Origin of the sequence: Microbacterium meiriae, assembly GCF_025143875.1 — a bacterium.
Classification (GTDB): domain Bacteria; phylum Actinomycetota; class Actinomycetes; order Actinomycetales; family Microbacteriaceae; genus Microbacterium; species Microbacterium meiriae.
This window is the reverse complement of record NZ_JAMBDU010000012.1, coordinates 21,745-39,229: the sequence shown is the minus strand read 5'-3', so window position 1 is coordinate 39,229 and position 17,485 is coordinate 21,745. Positions and strand designations below refer to the sequence as shown.

At 69.5% G+C, this 17,485-nt stretch carries 13 protein-coding genes; 5 read left to right on the top strand and 8 right to left on the bottom strand.

Translation table 11 applies throughout. The features are described 5' to 3' along the window. Window positions 1–113: 113 nt before the first annotated feature. Window positions 114–1,517, top strand: a complete 1,404-nt coding sequence (locus tag M4D53_RS09170; protein WP_259953584.1) for a coiled-coil domain-containing protein — start codon at window positions 114–116, stop codon at window positions 1,515–1,517. A 64-nt stretch (window positions 1,518–1,581) separates the two neighbouring features. Here the strand turns inward: M4D53_RS09170 and M4D53_RS09165 are convergent, their stop codons facing one another. The 3 genes from M4D53_RS09165 to M4D53_RS09155 form a co-directional block, all read right to left on the bottom strand. Continuing rightward, window positions 1,582–2,781, bottom strand: a complete 1,200-nt coding sequence (locus M4D53_RS09165) for a fatty acid desaturase family protein (RefSeq protein ID WP_396817510.1) — start codon at window positions 2,779–2,781, stop codon at window positions 1,582–1,584. A 19-nt stretch (window positions 2,782–2,800) separates the two neighbouring features. Next, window positions 2,801–3,079: a hypothetical protein gene (locus M4D53_RS09160; RefSeq protein WP_259953583.1), complete on the bottom strand. Its 279-nt coding sequence runs from the start codon at window positions 3,077–3,079 to the stop codon at window positions 2,801–2,803. 195 nt (window positions 3,080–3,274) lie between these two features. Continuing rightward, the gene (locus M4D53_RS09155; protein ID WP_259953582.1) at window positions 3,275–4,231 is read right to left on the bottom strand and encodes an intradiol ring-cleavage dioxygenase; all 957 of its coding nucleotides are present in this window, start codon (window positions 4,229–4,231) and stop codon (window positions 3,275–3,277) included. 367 nt (window positions 4,232–4,598) lie between these two features. Between M4D53_RS09155 and M4D53_RS09150 the strand changes: the two genes are divergently transcribed. Then, window positions 4,599–5,213 (top strand): TetR/AcrR family transcriptional regulator, encoded by a 615-nt coding sequence (locus M4D53_RS09150; RefSeq protein WP_187663198.1) that lies wholly within the window; start codon window positions 4,599–4,601, stop codon window positions 5,211–5,213. 9 nt (window positions 5,214–5,222) lie between these two features. On the opposite strand, the gene M4D53_RS09145 is transcribed toward M4D53_RS09150, so the two are convergent. Then, complete coding sequence (locus tag M4D53_RS09145; protein ID WP_259953577.1) at window positions 5,223–6,413, bottom strand: low temperature requirement protein A; 1,191 nt, start codon at window positions 6,411–6,413, stop codon at window positions 5,223–5,225. Between the two features lie 313 nt (window positions 6,414–6,726). Between M4D53_RS09145 and M4D53_RS09140 the strand changes: the two genes are divergently transcribed. From M4D53_RS09140 to M4D53_RS09130, 3 genes are read left to right on the top strand one after another with little or no spacing between them, the layout of a single operon-like run. Continuing rightward, window positions 6,727–8,253, top strand: coding sequence for a sugar transferase (locus M4D53_RS09140; RefSeq protein WP_187663197.1), 1,527 nt, complete (start codon window positions 6,727–6,729; stop codon window positions 8,251–8,253). A 4-nt stretch (window positions 8,254–8,257) separates the two neighbouring features. Further along, window positions 8,258–9,451: a DUF1972 domain-containing protein gene (locus M4D53_RS09135; protein WP_259953572.1), complete on the top strand. Its 1,194-nt coding sequence runs from the start codon at window positions 8,258–8,260 to the stop codon at window positions 9,449–9,451. Further along, entirely contained in the window at window positions 9,448–10,584 is a 1,137-nt protein-coding gene (locus M4D53_RS09130) for a glycosyltransferase (RefSeq protein WP_259953564.1), read from the top strand. Before M4D53_RS09135 ends, M4D53_RS09130 begins: the two co-directional genes overlap by 4 nt. A gap of 45 nt (window positions 10,585–10,629) precedes the next feature. Here the strand turns inward: M4D53_RS09130 and M4D53_RS09125 are convergent, their stop codons facing one another. The 4 genes from M4D53_RS09125 to M4D53_RS09110 form a co-directional block, all read right to left on the bottom strand. Beyond that, a complete protein-coding gene (locus tag M4D53_RS09125; protein WP_187663194.1) occupies window positions 10,630–11,940 on the bottom strand; it encodes an MATE family efflux transporter in 1,311 nt (436 codons plus the stop codon). Between the two features lie 10 nt (window positions 11,941–11,950). Next, a complete protein-coding gene (locus M4D53_RS09120; RefSeq protein WP_259953562.1) occupies window positions 11,951–14,575 on the bottom strand; it encodes a right-handed parallel beta-helix repeat-containing protein in 2,625 nt (874 codons plus the stop codon). 184 nt (window positions 14,576–14,759) lie between these two features. Next, window positions 14,760–16,112, bottom strand: coding sequence for a tyrosine-protein kinase domain-containing protein (locus tag M4D53_RS09115; RefSeq protein WP_187663193.1), 1,353 nt, complete (start codon window positions 16,110–16,112; stop codon window positions 14,760–14,762). Window positions 16,113–16,167: 55 nt separating this feature from the next. Continuing rightward, window positions 16,168–17,475, bottom strand: coding sequence for a hypothetical protein (locus M4D53_RS09110; protein ID WP_187663192.1), 1,308 nt, complete (start codon window positions 17,473–17,475; stop codon window positions 16,168–16,170). Window positions 17,476–17,485 lie beyond the last annotated feature (10 nt).

Below are 17,485 nucleotides of genomic sequence, written 5' to 3'. Positions count from 1 at the left end.
GATGACGACCCGGTCGTGGCGCATGCCGGAGGCCTCCTCCTCCGTGCTTGCGATCCCGTCCACGGAAACGAAGTCCGCTTCGTGTCGCGGACACGCCAGAAAGGCTTGAACCCATGAGCGAATCCTCGGGCACTCCCCGCGACGACGAGCGGTCGCCGGACTTCTTCGATCAGCTGATCGAGACGAATCCCCGCGACACGTCGTCCTCAACCTCGGCCGCATTCACCATCGGATTCCGCGGCTACGACAAGGGCGAGGTCGACGCCGCGCTCGCATCGATGCGGGCCCAGCTCCAGCAGGCGGCCGACGAGGTGGCCGAGGCGAAGGCCCGCGAGGCCGAGTCCGTCGACGCGGTCAAGGCGGAGGAGCGAGAGGCACGGGAGGCCCTCGAGGCCGAGCTCGCCGCGGCGAACGCCAAGGCCTCGGACGCGGAGCAGCAGGTGGCGACGCTCACCTCCGAGCTCGTCGACATGCCGCAGGCCGACGGTGAGGAAGCGCCGTCTCGCCAGCAGTTCGAGGCGATCCTGCGGGTGGCCGAGGAGCAGGCGAACGTCCTCATCCAGAACGCCGCCGTGCAGGCCGACCGCCTGATGACCTCTGCCCGCGAAGAAGTCGCCGCGCAGCGCGCCGAGGCCGAGGCGGATGCCGAGCGCATCATCTCCCAGGCTCAGCGCGACGCCGACCAGGTGCGACTGAAGATGGAGACCGAGTACACGGCCCATGAGGCGCGCATCGAGCGCGAGGCCGCACACGCCGCGGAGAAGGTCAGCCAGGCGTCGCAGGAGGCCACGGCGATCCGCACCGAGGCCGAGAAGGGGGCCGCCGCGCTGCGTTCCCTCGTCACGCGCGAGACCACCCAGCTGCGGGCCGACGCCGAGCGCGAGGTACGCGAGATGAACGCCCGCGTGCTGGAGTTCGAGGAGACCCTCACCCGCCGGCAGGACGACGCGCAGCAGGAGTTCCTGGTCCTCCACAACCAGGCCGTCGCCCACGCCGAGCGCATCACGACCGACGCCAACGAGCAGGTGACGGCCTCGCTGGAGCACGCCCAGCGCATCTCCGCGAAGGCCGACGGCTACGAGAAGCTCATGCGCTCGCAGGCGCAGGCGATCGAGGCCGACGCACAGGTCCGTGCGCGGGACATCCTCGAGCGTGCCCGCGTGAAGTCGCAGAAGATCGTCGATGCGGTGACCGGGCACACCTCCACCGTCCTCCGCGACGCCGAGGACCGAGCCCGTCAACTGCGGTGGCAGCAGCAGCAGCTCACCAGCTTCATGGCCGAGGTGCGCGAGCTCATCCGGCCCGACGGCATCTTCAGCGACGACAGCCTCCCCACGGAGATCGCGGTGACAGAGGCCACGATCGACGAGGACGACGACGAGAACGAGGACGACGTCGTCGAGGCGTCCGTCGAGAGCTTCCGCGGAGACGAGGTCCTCGACGACGAGCTCGACGACGACCGTCCGCTGGAGAAGATCACGATCGACGTCGTCGAGACGGACGACTCGAAGCGCTGATCCGCGCGGATACGACGAAGGGGCGAGCAGCTGTCTGCTCGCCCCTTCGTCGTCTCCGTGTGCGTCAGGCGCGACGGAGCTGTGCCGCCGCGGGGCAGTCGAACGGGTCGCGCGCCGCCAGGCCCACCCGGTTCAGGTAGGCGATGACGATCGCGTACGAGCGCCCGAGACTCGTCTCCGTGTACGGGATGCCGTTGGCGGCGCAGTAGTCGCGCACGATGCCGCGCGCCTTCGACAGGTGCAGCCGCGACATGTTCGGGAAGAGGTGGTGCTCCACCTGGTGATTGAGGCCTCCCATGAGCCCGGTGACCCACCACCCGCCGCGGATGTTGCGCGACGTGCGCACCTGCTTCGAGAAAAAGTCGAGCTTGGCGTCGGGCGCGATGACCGGCATGCCCTTGTGGTTGGGGGCGAAGGATGCGCCCATGTAGACGCCGAAGACGCCGAGCTGCACACCCAGGAACGCGAAGGCCATGCCGACGGGCAGCAGGAGGAACAGCGGCACGAGGAGGACGGCGAACCGCAGCACGATGAGTCCGAGCTCGATCCAGCGACCCTTCACGTTCTTGCGCGTCATCAGGTGCTTCAGACCCAGGAAGTGCAGGTTGAGCCCCTCCAGCGTCAGAAGGGGGAAGAAGAGCCAGCCCTGCTTCCGCGTGATGAGCCGGACGATGCCACGCGACTGTGCCGCATCCTCCTCCAGGAAGGAGATGGTGTCGACCTGGATGTCAGGGTCCTTGCCGACCTGGTTCGGGTTGCCGTGGTGGCGGGTGTGCTTGGAATCCCACCAGTGGTAGCTCATGCCGATGATGCCGGCGAGCACGCGGGCCAGGCGGAAGTTCGCCGGTCCTGTGGAGAGGATCTGGCGGTGCGCGGCCTCATGGGCGAGGAACGCGACCTGCGTGAAGACGATGCCCAGGGCGGCGGCGATGAGCAGCTGGAACCAGCTGTCACCGAGGAGCAGGAATCCGGCGACGCAACCGGCGAAGGCGACGACCAGCGCGGCGCCGACGAGCGAGTAGAACACGGGCGTCCGCTGCAGGAGCCCGGTCTCCTTCACGACCTGCTGCACGTCCCGGTAGGCCCGGGCGAGCGGCGGGAAGTCCGCGTTGCCGGCATAGGTCTGACGGACGGGCCCCAGAGTGGCGGTGACGGACGGGGAGGGTGAAAGGGAGATGATGCTCTCCTGCCGATCGGGAGCCCTTGAGCTGAGGTAGCCAAGGGCGGATGCCGATCGCTGTGGCCACACTAACCGCGCCCGCATACGCGAGCCGGCATACGAGTCAGGCTCGCGCCCGCCGCATGCGCCGACGGCGGGGGCGCGGGCGAGTCGGCGACGCCGCGGCGCGCTTCGGCTCGTTCGCCTCGGCGAGCGCACGGAAGGCGTCGTCGAGGGAGGGGAAGGATCCGAGATCGGTGCCACGCTCGTCCCGCAGTCGGTGCGCGAATCCGTCGAACTCGACGAATCCGGCGAATTCGCCGTTCCGGGTGGCGACGTGCACGTCGACGTCGGCCTGCTTCCAGGTGAGAGGGGTGGACGGAGGGATGGTGGTGGTGCTCATGCTCATGCTCATTGCTGTGGGGCGGGCGCGCTGTCGCGCTCCGCACGTGAAGAGACCGAGGGCGGATTCCGCGCGCGTCGATGTGCGTGGTCCGTGGATGGCCCTGATCAGTGGCGACGAGGCGGCCGAGAGGGGGCGAAACGCACACGTTGCACGATCAGTTTAGCAGATCCACGGAACCACGCTCCGACGACCTCAACTTCCCGGTGGGCGTCCGCTCCCGCTCCCGCCCGGTGCGGAACCGGCGCTCGGGGCGGTCGTGGTGTCGACGCCGATCACGAGCGTCGCCGTGTAGCCGCCGGCGACGCTCCCCGTCGTCGTCGCGAGTTGCGATGCCCCGCCGTCGTCGCCGAAGACGTTGTCGGAGGTCAGCGTGATCCGTGCCAGGTTGTCCGCCGATCCGGCGTATGCCGTCTCCGCGTAGACCGCTCCGCAGGCGTCTTCGGGCAGCGCGAGCTGGGATGTCGCGATCGCGTTCGATGCTTCGGTGATCGACGCCGCGTCCGGGTAGACCTCGAAGTGGATGTGGGGCCACCGCCCCGAATAGCACCCGGGGAACACGGACGTGAAGGAGACCCTGCCGTCGCCGTCAGCGACCTGCACCCCTCGGAGATAGGAGACGTCCTCGAGCCCCGACGAGTAGAGCGAGTACTCCCCCTGGGCGTTGCAGTGCCAGGCGTACACGGCGACGCCCGCGAACGGCCCCCCTCCGTTCGCGAGGTCGAGGATCTGCAACTCGAACGAGAGCGGGACCCCGTCCGCGGTGGCACCGCCGTCGATGGACGAGCGGATGTCCTGGCGGATGATCCCCGCCTCGTCGAGGACGTCGGGACCGTTCGAGCCGTCGCCCGGGTAGGGACCGGCGGTCTCATCCGGGATCTCCGTGATCGCGGAGTCCGATGCGGTGGCGCCGGCGCTGGGCGTGGGCGTGGCGGTCGTCGACGACGAGCCGGTGGCTGCCGGGGCGCAGGCGGCGAGGACGACGGCGCCGAGGCCGAGGCCGCCGCCGATCAGGAGCCCGCGGCGGCTCATCAGCGTCCGGAGATCGAAGGCGACGCCCTGGTCGACCACCTCTTCGTCCGCGCGATCCAGCGGTCGTCCTTCGTACATGGGCCCCTGCGGCGTCGACGTCGGTTCGGGGATTCGGCTCATGATGTGCTCCTCTCGAGCGTGGGCGGCGTTGCCCCCGATGCTCGACGAGTGAACAATCAGGGAGCTATGCGCGACCGATGAGGAGCCTAGAAGCGGGAGCAGAGCGGAGGATGCGGGGACATCGCTCCGCTCTGCAGCGCTGGCGCTCGAAGAACTCGGCGGACAACGCAGGGCCGGGGCGATGGGGGAATCGCTCGCGCGGCCACGAAGACGGCCGGCATGCAGGGGACATGCGCGGCCGTGGCGCATCCAGTGCAACACGCAGCTTGGCACCTGTCAAGTTTTTCCTGGACGTCTGTCCAGATCCGCGAGAATGCCATAGCATTGCCCGCACCGATCCCGAAGGGGACGAGACCGGGGGCACAGCATGACGACGGCGACCAAGCGGGCGGAACGCGCAGGGGTGGACAAGTTCGCGATCCGCCGGCGAGCGCTGGCCGAAGCGGCGCTGGAGGCGATCGCCGAGCGCGGGTTCGCCAGGACGGGACTCCGCGAGATCGCCCAGCATTCGGAGCTCTCGCACGGAGCCCTGCACTACTACTTCACCGACAAGAACGACCTCATCGCGGAGGCCGTGCGGATCTCCAAGGGCGGGCTCGGTGACCGCTACCTCGCCGTCATGGAGGAGGCGGAGACCGCGGAGGACCTGGCGGCCGGCGCCGCGGAGGAACTCGCCAGGAGCGTGCACGACGACGCCCGCCTGCACCGGCTCTGGTACGACCTCCGCAATCAATCGCTGTTCGAGTCCGGCTTCGGCGACACGATCGCGGAGGTCGAGGCCGACCTGCAGGAGGCCATCTGGCGTGTGGTCGAGCGCTACTCCGAGCTGCGCGGTCGGCCCTGCCGCTTCACGCCGCTCTTCGCGTATGCGCTGACGGACGGCATGATGCAGCACGCCCTCATCCGTCACCTCCGCGGTGACACCGAGGCGATCGCGCGCCTGCGCGTCGAATGCCTGGACCTGTTCGCCGCCAGCGTCTGACCGCGGCGCTCAGGCGTCCGTCGCCGCGGCGCCGCGGGGAATCGGCGGCCGCATCACCAGCACCGCCACGATCCCCACCATGACCGCTGCCGTCAGCGCCACCGGCACGGGCACGAACGGGTCGAGCAGGACGAGCAGCGCCCCCACGGGGATGACCGTGTTGACGACGCGGTCGGCATTGTCGCGGATGGCGACCCACCAGATCCCGATGAGGAACACCGCGATCGGGATGGACACCGTGAAGGTGGCCGCCACGGGAGCGAGATGGCTCTCCCCCGTCATCACGTCCAGCTCCACCTCGATGCCGGCGGAGAAGGCCGCGGCCGCCGCGAAGACGAAGTAGTGCGTGTAGCCGTAGCGCAGCGAACGGCCGAGAGTGGTGATGGCCCGGTGGTGGGGCGGCCAGAAGTAGATCCACCACAACGCCGCCGTCACGACGAAGGCGAGGGCCGAGATGGCCAGGAGCGGACCCAGGGCCTCCACCTCGTCCAGCGCGTCGATGATCGCGTTGGCGGAGGCGAGGAGGCTCTCGCCGAGCACGATGAGAGTGAACAGACCGTAGCGCTCCGTGATGTGGTGCGGATGCCAGGGTGTCTGGTGCCGGCGCTCGGCGAACACCGGGACCGTGATCTCGATGAGCGCGAAGACGACGAAGGCTGCGAGTTGCACGGGGCCGGATGGGATCAGCAGGAACAGAAGCCACAGCACCTGCACGACGGCGACACCGAGGGCGTACCGCAGAGCGACGCGCCGGAGCGGGCCCTCGTTCCGCGAGGCGCGCAGCCACTGCGCCACCATCGCGATCCGCATGACGACGTAGCCCACCACGGGGAGCGTGAAGTCGCCCTCCTCGAAGGCCCCGGGGATCCCGGCGGCGAGGATGAGGACGCCCGCCATCTGGACGAACGTGGCGATCCGGTACGGCCAGTCGTCCGTGTCGAACGAGGTCGCGAACCAGGTGAAGTTCATCCACGCCCACCAGATCGCGAAGAAGAGCATCGCGTAGGAGGTGATCCCGTGGAGGAAGTCGCCGTGGCTCAGCGCGTGATGCAGCTGCGCCGAGGCGATGCTCACCGCCACCACGAAGACGAGGTCGAAGAAGAGCTCCAGCGGACTCGCGGCCCGATGCGGCTGACCGGGGTCGCGCGGCCGCATGGGCTGCAGACGGAAGCGAGGACTCGATGTCGGGTGCGCGGTCACCGCGACAGACTAGCTCCGGGTGCACCCTCGCATGCGGTATTCCGGAACGGGTTTTCGCTCACCCTCGGGAAGCGCTTCCGTCGGGCGGCCGAATCCGCTACAGTGATGACCGTCTGCAGTGCCTGCTGCACGCCTCGTCGGTTTGGGACGACGAGGACACCTTCTCGATGTGGGATCGCGAAGCTTCAGCAGGACCCGAGGGGTCGGGACGCAGACGTGTCCGTGAACGTGGGGTTCATGGTCTGGGGAAAACTGGGGAAACGATGGCGCACTGGGGTTATCTGCGTACATTCACGGCTCAAGGGGCCTCGGCATGACTTCCGTCGAGGATGCTCTGAGCATCGCTCGTACGGGTTTCACGCCGATCACGGCTCCGCGGGCGACCGCGTCGGTGACGCATGCGGCGAGCACGCCGCGTGTCTCGGCGACGCTCGAACGACGCCTGCAGTGGGAGCGTCGCTATCGGATGCGACTGCGGATCACGGATGCGGCTGTCATCCTGATCGCCGTCGCACTGACGGCGACGGTCCAGCTGCTCACCGGCGTCACGGTGATCGAGGCCGTGCGCAACGCCGCATTGCTGGGTCTCGCCTGGTACCTGATGCTGTCGGCGCTCAACAGCCGAGCCGCCGCCATCTTCGGGTCTGGGGCCACGGAGTACCGTCGCGTCGCGCACGCGGCGGGTCTCGCCTTCGGCATCACCGCCATTGCGGGCGTGCTCCTGGAGTGGGAAGGGCTGCAGCCGCTGTTCTTCATCGCGCTCCCGGTCGGCATGCTCGGTCTCCTCTTCGCCCGCTGGGCCTGGCGTCGCTGGCTGCAGCGGCAGCGCCTGTCCGGACGGTTCGCGTCGAGGACACTGGTGGTCGGCGCCACCGAGGACGTCGAGTATGTGATCGACTCCCTGCAGAAGGGCGGGGAGAACGGCTACCACGTCGTGGGGACGACGTTGCTGGATCGCAATGCCGGCGCGCTCAGGATCGGGGAGAGCATCTACCCGGTCGTGGGCGATCTGGACACCGTCGCCCCCGCGGCGGCACAGCTCGGGGCGGACACCATCATCGTGGCGAGCCGCCCCGAGGGGTCCCCCGACTTCGTCAAGCAGCTCAGCTGGCAGCTCGAAGGCACGGCCGCCGAGCTCGTCCTCTCGAGCCGCCTGACGGACGTCGCGGGTCCTCGCATCTCGCTCCGCCAGGTCGACGGCCTGCCGCTGATCCAGGTGAAGATTCCGACCTACGAGGGCGGCGTCCACCTGCTGAAGCGCGCCCTCGACGTACTGGTGGCCGCCATCGCGCTGATTCCGATCGCGCTGCTCACACCTGTGCTCAGCGCTCTCATCAAGCTCGACTCTCCGGGGCCCGTGTTCTTCTTCCAGGAGCGTGTCGGCCGGGACGGCCGTACGTTCAAGATGGTCAAGTTCCGTTCCATGCGCACCGACGCCGAGAAGCAGCTCGCGGCGCTGAAGGACCACAACGAGGGCGCCGGCCTCCTCTTCAAGATGAAGGACGACCCCCGCGTGACCCGCGTCGGGAAGGTGCTGCGCAAGCTGTCGCTGGATGAGCTCCCGCAGTTCTGGAACGTGCTGGTCGGCGACATGAGCGTCGTCGGTCCGCGGCCGCCGCTGCCCAGCGAGGTCACCGCTTACGACGGCACCGTGTTCCGCCGCCTGTACATCAAGCCCGGGATCACGGGTCTGTGGCAGGTCTCCGGACGCAGCGACCTGTCGTGGGACGAGAGCGTGCGGCTCGACCTGCGCTACGTGGAGAACTGGTCCGTCATGAACGATCTGCAGATCATGTGGCGCACCGCGAAGGTCATGGCGCAGCCGAGCGGGGCATACTGAGCGGATGAGCACTACGACACCCCTCACGATCGCGATGGTGGGGACCCGCGGCGTGCCTGCGGCCTACGGCGGATTCGAGACGGCCATCGAAGAGGTGGGGCGACGGCTCGCCGACCGTGGCCACGACGTCGTCGTGTACACCCGCGGCTCAGAGCACCGCGAGAAGGAGTACCTCGGCATGCGCGTGGTGCACCTCCCCGCGGTCCCGGTGAAGCAGATCGAGACCCTCAGCCACACCGGGCTGTCGGCCCTGCATCTGCTCTTCCACCGCCGCCCCGACGCGGCCTTCGTCTTCAACGCCGCGAACTCGCCGTTCCTCCCGCTGCTCCGGCTGCGCCGGGCGCCCGTCGCCCTGCACATGGACGGTCTGGAGTGGCGCCGGTCGAAGTGGGGTCCCCGCGGCAAGGCGTACTATCGCTGGGCCGAGCAGTTCGGCGTCCGCACCGCGGACGCGCTCATCGCCGACGCCCCCGGCATCTCCGACTACTACCGCCACCAGTTCGACGTGCCCACGGAGCTCATCCGATACGGCGCGCCGATCCTCGATCAGCCGCCGACGCACCGCCTGGCCGAGATGGACCTCACTCCGAACGGCTACCACCTCGTCGTCGCTCGGTTCGAGCCGGAGAACCACGTGCTCGAGATCGTCCGCGGATACCGCGCCAGCGCCGCGCGACTGCCGCTCGTGGTCGTCGGCTCCGCGCCGTACGCCGCCGGATACATCCAGGAGATCCGGAACGCCGCCGAGGGCGACGAGCGGATCCGCCTCGTGGGCGGCGTCTACGACCAGGAGCTCCTCGACGGGCTCTACGCCCACGCCGCCACCTACCTGCATGGCCACTCCGTCGGTGGCACCAACCCGTCGCTCCTGCGCGCCATGGGTGCGGGCACCGCGGTGATCGGCTACGAGGTGCCCTTCAACCGGGAGGTCCTCGGCGGCAACGGCTGGTTCTTCGCCGACGCGGATGACGTCGCGACCCACGTCGCGGCCGCCGAAGCCGACCCCACGACCCGCGACGCGCATGCAGCCGCGGTGCAGGAGATCGCCCGCACGCGCTTCCGCTGGGACGACGTCGCGGACGAGTACGAAGACCTCGCCCGCCGTCTGTCCGAAGGCTCCAGCGTCCACGCGTCCGCCCGGCGTGCGCGCCGACGGAGCGCCGACTGGGCCCCCGCCCCCGCGGACGCGACACGATGACCACCGGCGTGAAGCGCAAGACCGTCCTTCTCGTGCATCCCGGTGCCGAGATGTTCGGGTCGGACCGCATGCTCCTCGAGAGCGCGATCGGTCTCGTGGAGGCCGGAGCCCGTGTGGTGGTCGCCCTTCCGAGCTCGGGTCTGCTCGTCCCGCCGCTGCGCGCCGCCGGAGCAGAGGTCGTCATCCTGCCGATGCTCGTCCTGCGCAAGGTGCTGCTCACCCCGCGCGGTCTGCCCCGCCTGTTCCGCGACATGTTCCGGGGCCTCGGCGCCGCATGGCGTCTGATCGGACGCGTGCGCCCCGACGCCGTCTACGTGTCGACCATCATCATTCCGCAATGGCCCCTCGTGGCCCGACTCCGCGGCACTCGCGCGGTCAGTCACGTGCACGAGGCGGAGGCCTCCGGGAGCACGCTGGTGAACCGCCTGCTCTACATGCCGCACCTCGCCTCGGTCCGCACCCTCGTGAACAGCCGCTTCAGCCTCGACACCATCCGGCGCGCGCTGCCCGCTCTCGCCGACCGCACCCGGATCGTCGCCAACGGCGTCGCGTCGCCCCCGCACCCCGCGCCGCCGCGGCCCCGGATCGACGGCGCCCTCCGCGTGCTGTACGTCGGGCGGCTCTCGCCTCGGAAGGGTCCCGACCTCGTCATCGACGCCGCGGCGGCAGTGCAGGCGGAGGGGCGGCCCGTCGAGGTCACGCTCCTCGGGGCGGTCTTCGAGGGATACGAATGGTACGAGCGCGAACTGCGCGCCCGTGCCGCAGAGACCGGGGTCTCCGTCACCTTCGCGGGATTCCACGCCGACATCTGGCCGTTCCTCGCGGAAGCCGACGTGCTGGTCGTGCCCTCCCGGGTGGACGAGCCGTTCGGGAACACCGCCGTCGAGGGCGTTCTGGGGCTCCGCCCCGTCATCGCGAGCGACAGCAGCGGTCTGCGCGAGGCCGCGGGCGGCTACGCCACGGCGCAGCTGGTCGCACCGGACGATGCTCCGGCGATCGCCGCCGCACTCGACGACGTGTGCGCACGGTGGGACGACCTCGTGGGCAGTGTGGCCGAGAGCCGCGACGAAGCCCTGCGCCGGCACGCACCTGCGGTCTACCGCGCCGGCGTCACCGCCGGCGTCCTCGACTGACGACCCGCGGGTATCCGCACGGCGCCGGGCGCACGCGACCTGGGCTCACGCCGAGACGGCGGCCTCGGCCGTGAGCCGCGCCCGATGACGCACGATGTAGATCGAGAACGGGATCAGCTGACAGACCAGGAGCGCGAAGGCGACACCGAGGAGCGGACCGGCGATACCGAGGATCGGTGTGAGGACGAACGCCAGGGTGACCCCGACCGCGGCCATGCTGAGGGTGGGGATCACCTGGAATCGGATCCCGGGCTTGTCCATGATGAACATCCCGAGCGGGTAGACAGCCGCCGTGAGCATGATCATGAGGCCGAACGCGAAGATCGTGGTCGGCCGGACCTCCAGCTCTCCCTGCGTGATGAACCCGAACAGCCACGGCCCGACGAGCCACACCACCACCGTCGCGAGGGCGACGGCCACGGCGAACAGTCCGGAGAGCAGGAATGGTCCGCGGCGGAGATCGCCCTGGTGTCGCATGCGAGCGAAATGCGGCCAGAGCGCGAGCCCACCGGCCATCACCAGACCGTTGAGCGCGAAGAAGACCTGCCCGGCCACACCGTACTCGGCGACGTCGGTCGGACCGCCGAGCTGGGCGATCACGTACCGCTGCGACCCCACCGCGATCGGATACGTCACCATCTGAGCCAGCATCGGCCATCCCACGTCCATCACCCGTACGCCAGGGAACCGTCGCGGGCGCAGAACCATGCGCGCAGCCTCGGGGATCAACGGAGACGTGGTCCGAGCGGTGATGAGGACGCCGAGGATCGAGACGATCAGCGAGGCCGCGAACGACGCGATCGCCGCGTAGGAATGCAGATTCTCGCCACCGAACGTCAGCAGCAGCCACACCCCGGCCAGCGTGAGCGGCGAGATGAGGCCCTGCAGCAGGATCACGATGTGGTTCTTGCGCTGCCCGAGCATGATCCGCGCCCAGATGCCCAGCGGGATACCGAGACAGAAGATCGTCACGCAGAAGAAGGCGGCCAGCGACGCCCCCGGCTCTCCTCCGGCATCGCCGAACACGATCTCCCAGGCACCGGTGGCCAGGAGCACGGTGTTGATCGCCATGGCGGAGGCCGCGAACATCAGCAGCACCCGGCCGACCGACGTGAGCTGATAGCGGAGCTTCTCGTCCGTCCTCACGTCGTCGCTCGTGGCCACGGCGTTCACGAGCACGGCGCCGCTGCCGAGATCGGTGAAGGTCAGCAGCGACGGGATCGTCGTGAGCAGCGTGTAGAGGGCGAAGCTGCCGACGCCCGCGTCTCCGATGATCATCCGCGTCGTGAGAACGCCGCAGACCAGCGCGATGACCATCGTCAGCGCGCGGGCGCCGACAGCGAGAAGAGAACCCATACCTAGATCGTCACCGCGGCAGGGCTCCCAGCGTCGCGCTGTTGCCGGGGAGTCGCGATACCGAGGCGATATCCGCCGGCACGGGGACCGCCACTGCGGCCTGCCGCTGCGCCTGCGCGGGGGCCAGCACGTACGTGGCGGACACCACGGAGGCTCCCTGCACGAACTGCGAGCGGCGGTCCTGACCCGTCGCCGCGGTGAACGCCGCGAGGGTGTCTGCCACCGCCGGATCCCGCGAGACGGATCCCTTCGACCAGGCCGAGAACCATCGGGGCGTGCCGGGGGCGGTGCGGTGGTAGAGGTTGCCGTTCACGCTCGACATCATCTGCGCACCGGTGAAGGTGGTCGAGTAGTCCTGTACGCAGACCAGGCAGTTGCCCGCGCTCTCCGCCATGACGTTGTTGGACATCACGGTGTTGCGCACGATCCACGGCGCCAGCGGTGCGAAGCGCGTGCGCGGATCGTGGCCCGCCGCGTTCGGGTCGGAGGCTCGGCGACCGTCCTGACCGATGCTGACGTTCCGGTTGGCGTTGCCGACGAAGGTGTTGTTCCAGATCTTCACGTTGCCGGAGTTCAGGACGAACAGCCCGAAGTCGCCGTTGCGGGCGATGATGTTGTCGGCGACGACCGCCCGCTCCGAGAGCTCGACCATGACACCGTGACCGGTGTTGCCGATCACGTCGTTACCCGTGAAGACGATGTCGATGACCGATTCGTCGAACCACGGACCACGACCGGCGTTACCCGTGAACGCGCTGTCGGTGACGGTCACTCCGCGCGTCCGGGTGACCTTGAACGCGCCGGACACCGGGGAGTGGTTGAAGCGCTCGGCGTTGTTCCCGACCGAGAGCATCTGCTTCACCTTCAAGCCGTCGGCCTGGGAGGCGCCGCCACCGAGGAGACCGTTGCCGATCAACGAGACGCGCGTCAACGTCGTCCTCGGCGCCCAGGAGTAGAAGCCGGTCGTCGAGTTGTCGCGGATCGTCACGTCGGCGAGCGTGATGTCGCTCGCTGCGGCGATGACGGTCCCCATCTGGGGCACGCTGGTGGCGTACCGGCGGATGCCGATGCCGCGCACCTCGGATCCGGCGGACCGGATCGAGAGCGCCTGGGTGAGCACGCTCGCCTCCACGGGCTTGCCCGTCGGGTCGGTGCCGATCACGAGCCGCTTCGCCCGATCGTCGACGAAGAAGGTCCCGGCGACGACCTGCGCGGCGGAGGCGACCTCCCGCAGCTGCACGCCCGCGACCCACACCTGGTCCGGATGCGCGGCCATCGGGTGCGCGGGATCGACGAAGCGCCACTCCGGCTGGGTGTTGTCGGGCGCTCCCTTCGTGTATGTGGGGCTCGAGTCGAGCGCGGTCCCCCAGCCGTCGACCGTCCAGGTCTTGCCTGCGGGCTTCCAGCCGGTGACGGTCTTCGCGCCGTCCATCCAGACCGCCTCGTTCGGAGCGGGCTGGATCGTGACGCGCTTCTGCGGCGGCACGACGATCTCCTCGTGGTAGGTGCCACCGCGGAGCACGATGGTGCCGCCGTTCGGTACCAGCCGCAGCGCGGCCGCGATCGTGCGCACCGGCGAGTTCTTCGTACCGGCAGCGCCGTCCGATCCGCCCGGCGCCGCGTAGATCGCGGTGGCGGGTGCCGGGTACGACAGCGACCCCGGGGCGGCGGCGCCCGGCTTCCCGCGGACACCGGCCGGGGTGGCAGGTGGAGCGGGTGTCACCGGGGTGGTCGGCGTCACCGGGGGAACCGGAACCGGGTTCGGCGCGGGAGCCGGGTTCGGCGCGGGGGCGGGCGTCGGCGTCGGCGTCGGAGTGGGAGTCGCCACCGGCGCGGGCGCGGCCGCGAGCACGTCGTCGATCGCGAGCGGGACGGCGGCCTTCGCTCCGGAGGACGTGTACAGCGCGAAGCCGTAACCACCCGCGGCCGTGATCCGCGTGGCCGAGGAATCGGCGTGCGTCACCTGCCACGCGGACGGCTCGTCCCCATCTGCCGCCCAGGCCTTGGCCGCGAGCGTCACCGGACTGGTCCCGGTCACGTCGAGGGCGACGCGCAGCGACATGCCCGTCGTCACCGGGAAGGGGAGTCGTCGCTCGCTCAGGTTCTGCACAGTGGTGAGGTCGGTCATCCGGACCACGGACACGTAGGCGGAGCCGTCGGGGTGCACGCGGAGACGCACACCGTAGGAGTCCTTGCCGACGATGCGGACGGCCTGGGCCAGGTAGAGCGGACCGCCGACGGGGAGGGCAGGGACCGTCACCGTGTAGCGGCTCGACACATCCGCCGCCGTCACCCCGGCCACGGTCGCCCGCGCCGTGATCCCGGGCTTCCGGCTGGCGAGCATCGCCTGCCCGTTCCCGACGCTCGACGCACCCTCGACCACACGCCAGGCCCCGACGGGAGAGGCGCCCCAGCCGGAGGCGACGGCGCGGTTCATCGGGTCGGAGAGGAGGGGACCCGCAGACGCTGCCGCCGGTCGGGCCGAAGGCGAGGCGGCGGCGACCGCCGCGGAGGCCGGTGCGGCGATCAGCGCTCCGGAGAGCGCGACGGCGACGCCCAGGGCACCCGCGAGCAGGCGATGGCGACGCCGTGGCGCCGCTGGCGATGAGAGACGAACAGGGAACGGAAAGGACACGATGTCACCGTTTCTGGGGTGGAATACACGATCACCCACGCTTCGCCGCAGTTTCAACCCCGGCGACAAAGTGCGAGCCCCCCTCGCAACCCATGAAGAATAACCGCCCGTCTGGACGATGGCAAACGATTCGAGCCCTTCCGCCGATATGCTGCACGCCTCCCCCGGGAGGACGGCGGGTCGCTCACTCGCTGTAGTACTCGCTGCGATGCCGGTCCGGACGCGCACGGTTGAGGACCGTGCCGAGGATGCGGGCGCCGCCCGATTCCAGCGATTTGATGCTCTTCGCCAGTGCCGCCCGCCGCGTCTTGGTGGCGTCGACGACGAGGATGACACCGTCCGTCTGGGTGGCCAGGAGGTTGGCGTCCGCGACGCTCAGCGTCGGGGGCGAGTCGATCACGACGTAGTCGTAGTCCGCCGCGGCGAAGTCGAGAAGCTGTGCCATGCGCGCCGACGTGAGCAGCTCGGCGGGGTTCGGCGGGATCGTCCCGGCAGGGAGGATGTCCAGCGTGGTGTCCGCGACGCGGTGCTTGGCCACCTCGAACTCCACCTCGTCGAGCAGGACGCTCGTGAGTCCGACCGAACCGTCGATGCCGGCGTGCTCGTGGGCACGCGGGCGGCGCATGTCGGCGTCGATGAGCAGGACGGAATTACGGAGCGCGGCGAGGGTCATCGCGAGATTCACCGACACGGTCGACTTGCCCTCGGCGGGCATACCGGAGGTCACCAGCAGCACCTTCACCCGGGACGACACGTTCGCGTACGCGAGCGCCGACCGGATGCGGCGGAACTCCTCCGAGGTGTGGCCGAGCGGCTCCTGGGCGACGGCGATTCCCCGCGCCTCCAGCAGCGGCGACTTGGAGACGACGCCGAGCACGGGATCCCCGCCGGCCTGCGTCAGCGCCTCCTCGTTGCGGACACGGGTGTCCAGCACACCGATGAGCACGGCGGCCGCAAGGCCGAGCACGCCTCCGAGGAAACCGCCGAGGGCCGCGTCCCTGGGCTTGCTCGGAGTGAACTGGAACTCGGGGACGACGGCGTCGTCGATGACCTCGGCGGTGATGGTGGACTCGCCCTGCGGATCCTTCGGAGCGACGTCCTTGACGACCGTGATGAGCTGCTCGGCGACGGCGTTCGCGAGCTCGGCCGCAGCTTCCGGGTCGTCCGTGATGCCGGTGATCCGCAGGGTGACGGTGCTCTGCGGGATGGTCACCTCGATGTCCCTCGCGAGCGCGCGGGGCGTCGTGTCGAGCTCGAGCTCCTCGATCACCGGATCGAGCACGCGCGAGCTCGTCGCCAGCTGGGCGAACGACAGCATCTGGCTCTGGGTGTACACCGAGCCCTGGTTGAGGTCCGAGGCGCTCGTGCCCTGGTTCAGCGCGAAGTACAGCGAGGTCGTCGCCTGGAACAACGGCGTCTGCAGCGACGCGTATCCGTACGACCCCGCGGCGCCCACGACGCCGCACAGCACGATCAACCACCAGAACTTGCGCAGCGAGCCCGCGATGACACGCAGGCTGACCCGGCTCTCGGCCATGACTCCCCATTCCCCCTGAGGTCTCGATTCTAGAGGAGCCATCTGCACGGCCCGTTCACGTCTGCCGCACCTGTGGAGCGGGTCCGGTCGTCGCCGGCGGTGACGCCGTCCCGAGATCCCGCAGGAAGGCCTCTTCCGCGGTGGTGGATCGCGTTCCGGCGTCGCGCGCCCAGGTCACCGCGAGCCCGACGCAGAACCACAGGAACATGCTGTACTGCGTGATGAGGGCGACGACGACCAGACTCGGGAGCTGTCCGACGACGGCGAGGGCGGCGGGACTCCGCGTCGAGCGCCGCACGGCCATCAGCGCCGCGCAGACGACGGCCGCCATGATGAGCAGGGTCGGCACGTACCCGTACCGGAGGAGCGTGAGCACGAGGGCGTTGTCCACCGACCGGGCGAAGTATCCGAGGTAGTAGTCGCCGGAGACGAGGGAATGCCAGTCGCCGGGGTTCCCGAACAGCTGCACCTGTTCCAGGAGGACCAGCAGGTCCGTGCGGTAGTCGGCGCTGCCTCCGGCCTCGTCCCCCGCGGCACCGAAGACGGAATCGATGACGGGGATGACGATCGCGGTGCCGATCACCCCGGCGACGGCCACCGTCACCCGGAAGCGCGTCGAGACCCCGACGATGAGGAAGGTGGACAGGACGAGTGTCAACACCAGTGTGAGCAGGCCCGCCCGACTGAACGTGAAGACCGTGGCGGTGGCGATGAGCACGATGCCGGTGATCTTCGGGAACAGTCGCCATCGCGTCGCCACGACGAACGCGGAGGACATCGCCAGCGCGGCGCCGAGCGCGATCGAGTGCCCCCACGCCCCCTCCGCACGCAGCACCCCGCCGCGCTCCTGCAGCGGGCTCCATGTGTCGTACACCACGCCGGATCCGGGAATGAGGACGAAGGGGTTGAAGGAGGTGAGGAACTCGACGACCGCGAGAGCGGCGGCCACGATGGCCACGACCGCGATCGTCGAGGTGATCCACTCGGTCGTCACGCGAGCGAGCACCACGCGCCCCCAGATGTAGGGGATCACCCACTCGAGAAGCGATGCCACGAGGGAGGCGAGGTCGACCGTGCCGAACCCGTACAACCCGACGACGACGAGGACGAACGCGGCGACCCAGGCATCGGCCGCCCGCAACGGCACCACCGACCAGTTCACGATGATCAGCAGGACGGTGAGCAGGGTGATCGCCGCCCAGTAGAAGCTGATGTTCACCCCTACCCAGAGAGGCACGAAGAACAGCACGACCGCCCACACGACGAAGGCGGTACGCGGGAGCAGCCGGAGTGCGAACACGACGATGGCCACTGCCGCGATTCCACCGAAGGCGAGGAGCGCGATCGGGACAGCAGTGGCCATGCGTCAGGAT

Bases quoted from the DNA above. Each gene is read 5' to 3' on its own strand.
- M4D53_RS09170 (WP_259953584.1), top strand. From the start codon at position 114: ATGAGCGAATCCTCGGGCACTCCCCGCGACGACGAGCGGTCGCCGGAC.
- M4D53_RS09165 (WP_396817510.1), bottom strand. From the start codon at position 2,781: ATGCGGGCGCGGTTAGTGTGGCCACAGCGATCGGCATCCGCCCTTGGC.
- M4D53_RS09160 (WP_259953583.1), bottom strand. From the start codon at position 3,079: ATGAGCACCACCACCATCCCTCCGTCCACCCCTCTCACCTGGAAGCAG.
- M4D53_RS09155 (WP_259953582.1), bottom strand. From the start codon at position 4,231: ATGAGCCGAATCCCCGAACCGACGTCGACGCCGCAGGGGCCCATGTAC.
- M4D53_RS09150 (WP_187663198.1), top strand. From the start codon at position 4,599: ATGACGACGGCGACCAAGCGGGCGGAACGCGCAGGGGTGGACAAGTTC.
- M4D53_RS09140 (WP_187663197.1), top strand. From the start codon at position 6,727: ATGACTTCCGTCGAGGATGCTCTGAGCATCGCTCGTACGGGTTTCACG.
- M4D53_RS09135 (WP_259953572.1), top strand. From the start codon at position 8,258: ATGAGCACTACGACACCCCTCACGATCGCGATGGTGGGGACCCGCGGC.
- M4D53_RS09130 (WP_259953564.1), top strand. From the start codon at position 9,448: ATGACCACCGGCGTGAAGCGCAAGACCGTCCTTCTCGTGCATCCCGGT.
- M4D53_RS09125 (WP_187663194.1), bottom strand. From the start codon at position 11,940: ATGGGTTCTCTTCTCGCTGTCGGCGCCCGCGCGCTGACGATGGTCATC.
- M4D53_RS09115 (WP_187663193.1), bottom strand. From the start codon at position 16,112: ATGGCCGAGAGCCGGGTCAGCCTGCGTGTCATCGCGGGCTCGCTGCGC.
- M4D53_RS09110 (WP_187663192.1), bottom strand. From the start codon at position 17,475: ATGGCCACTGCTGTCCCGATCGCGCTCCTCGCCTTCGGTGGAATCGCG.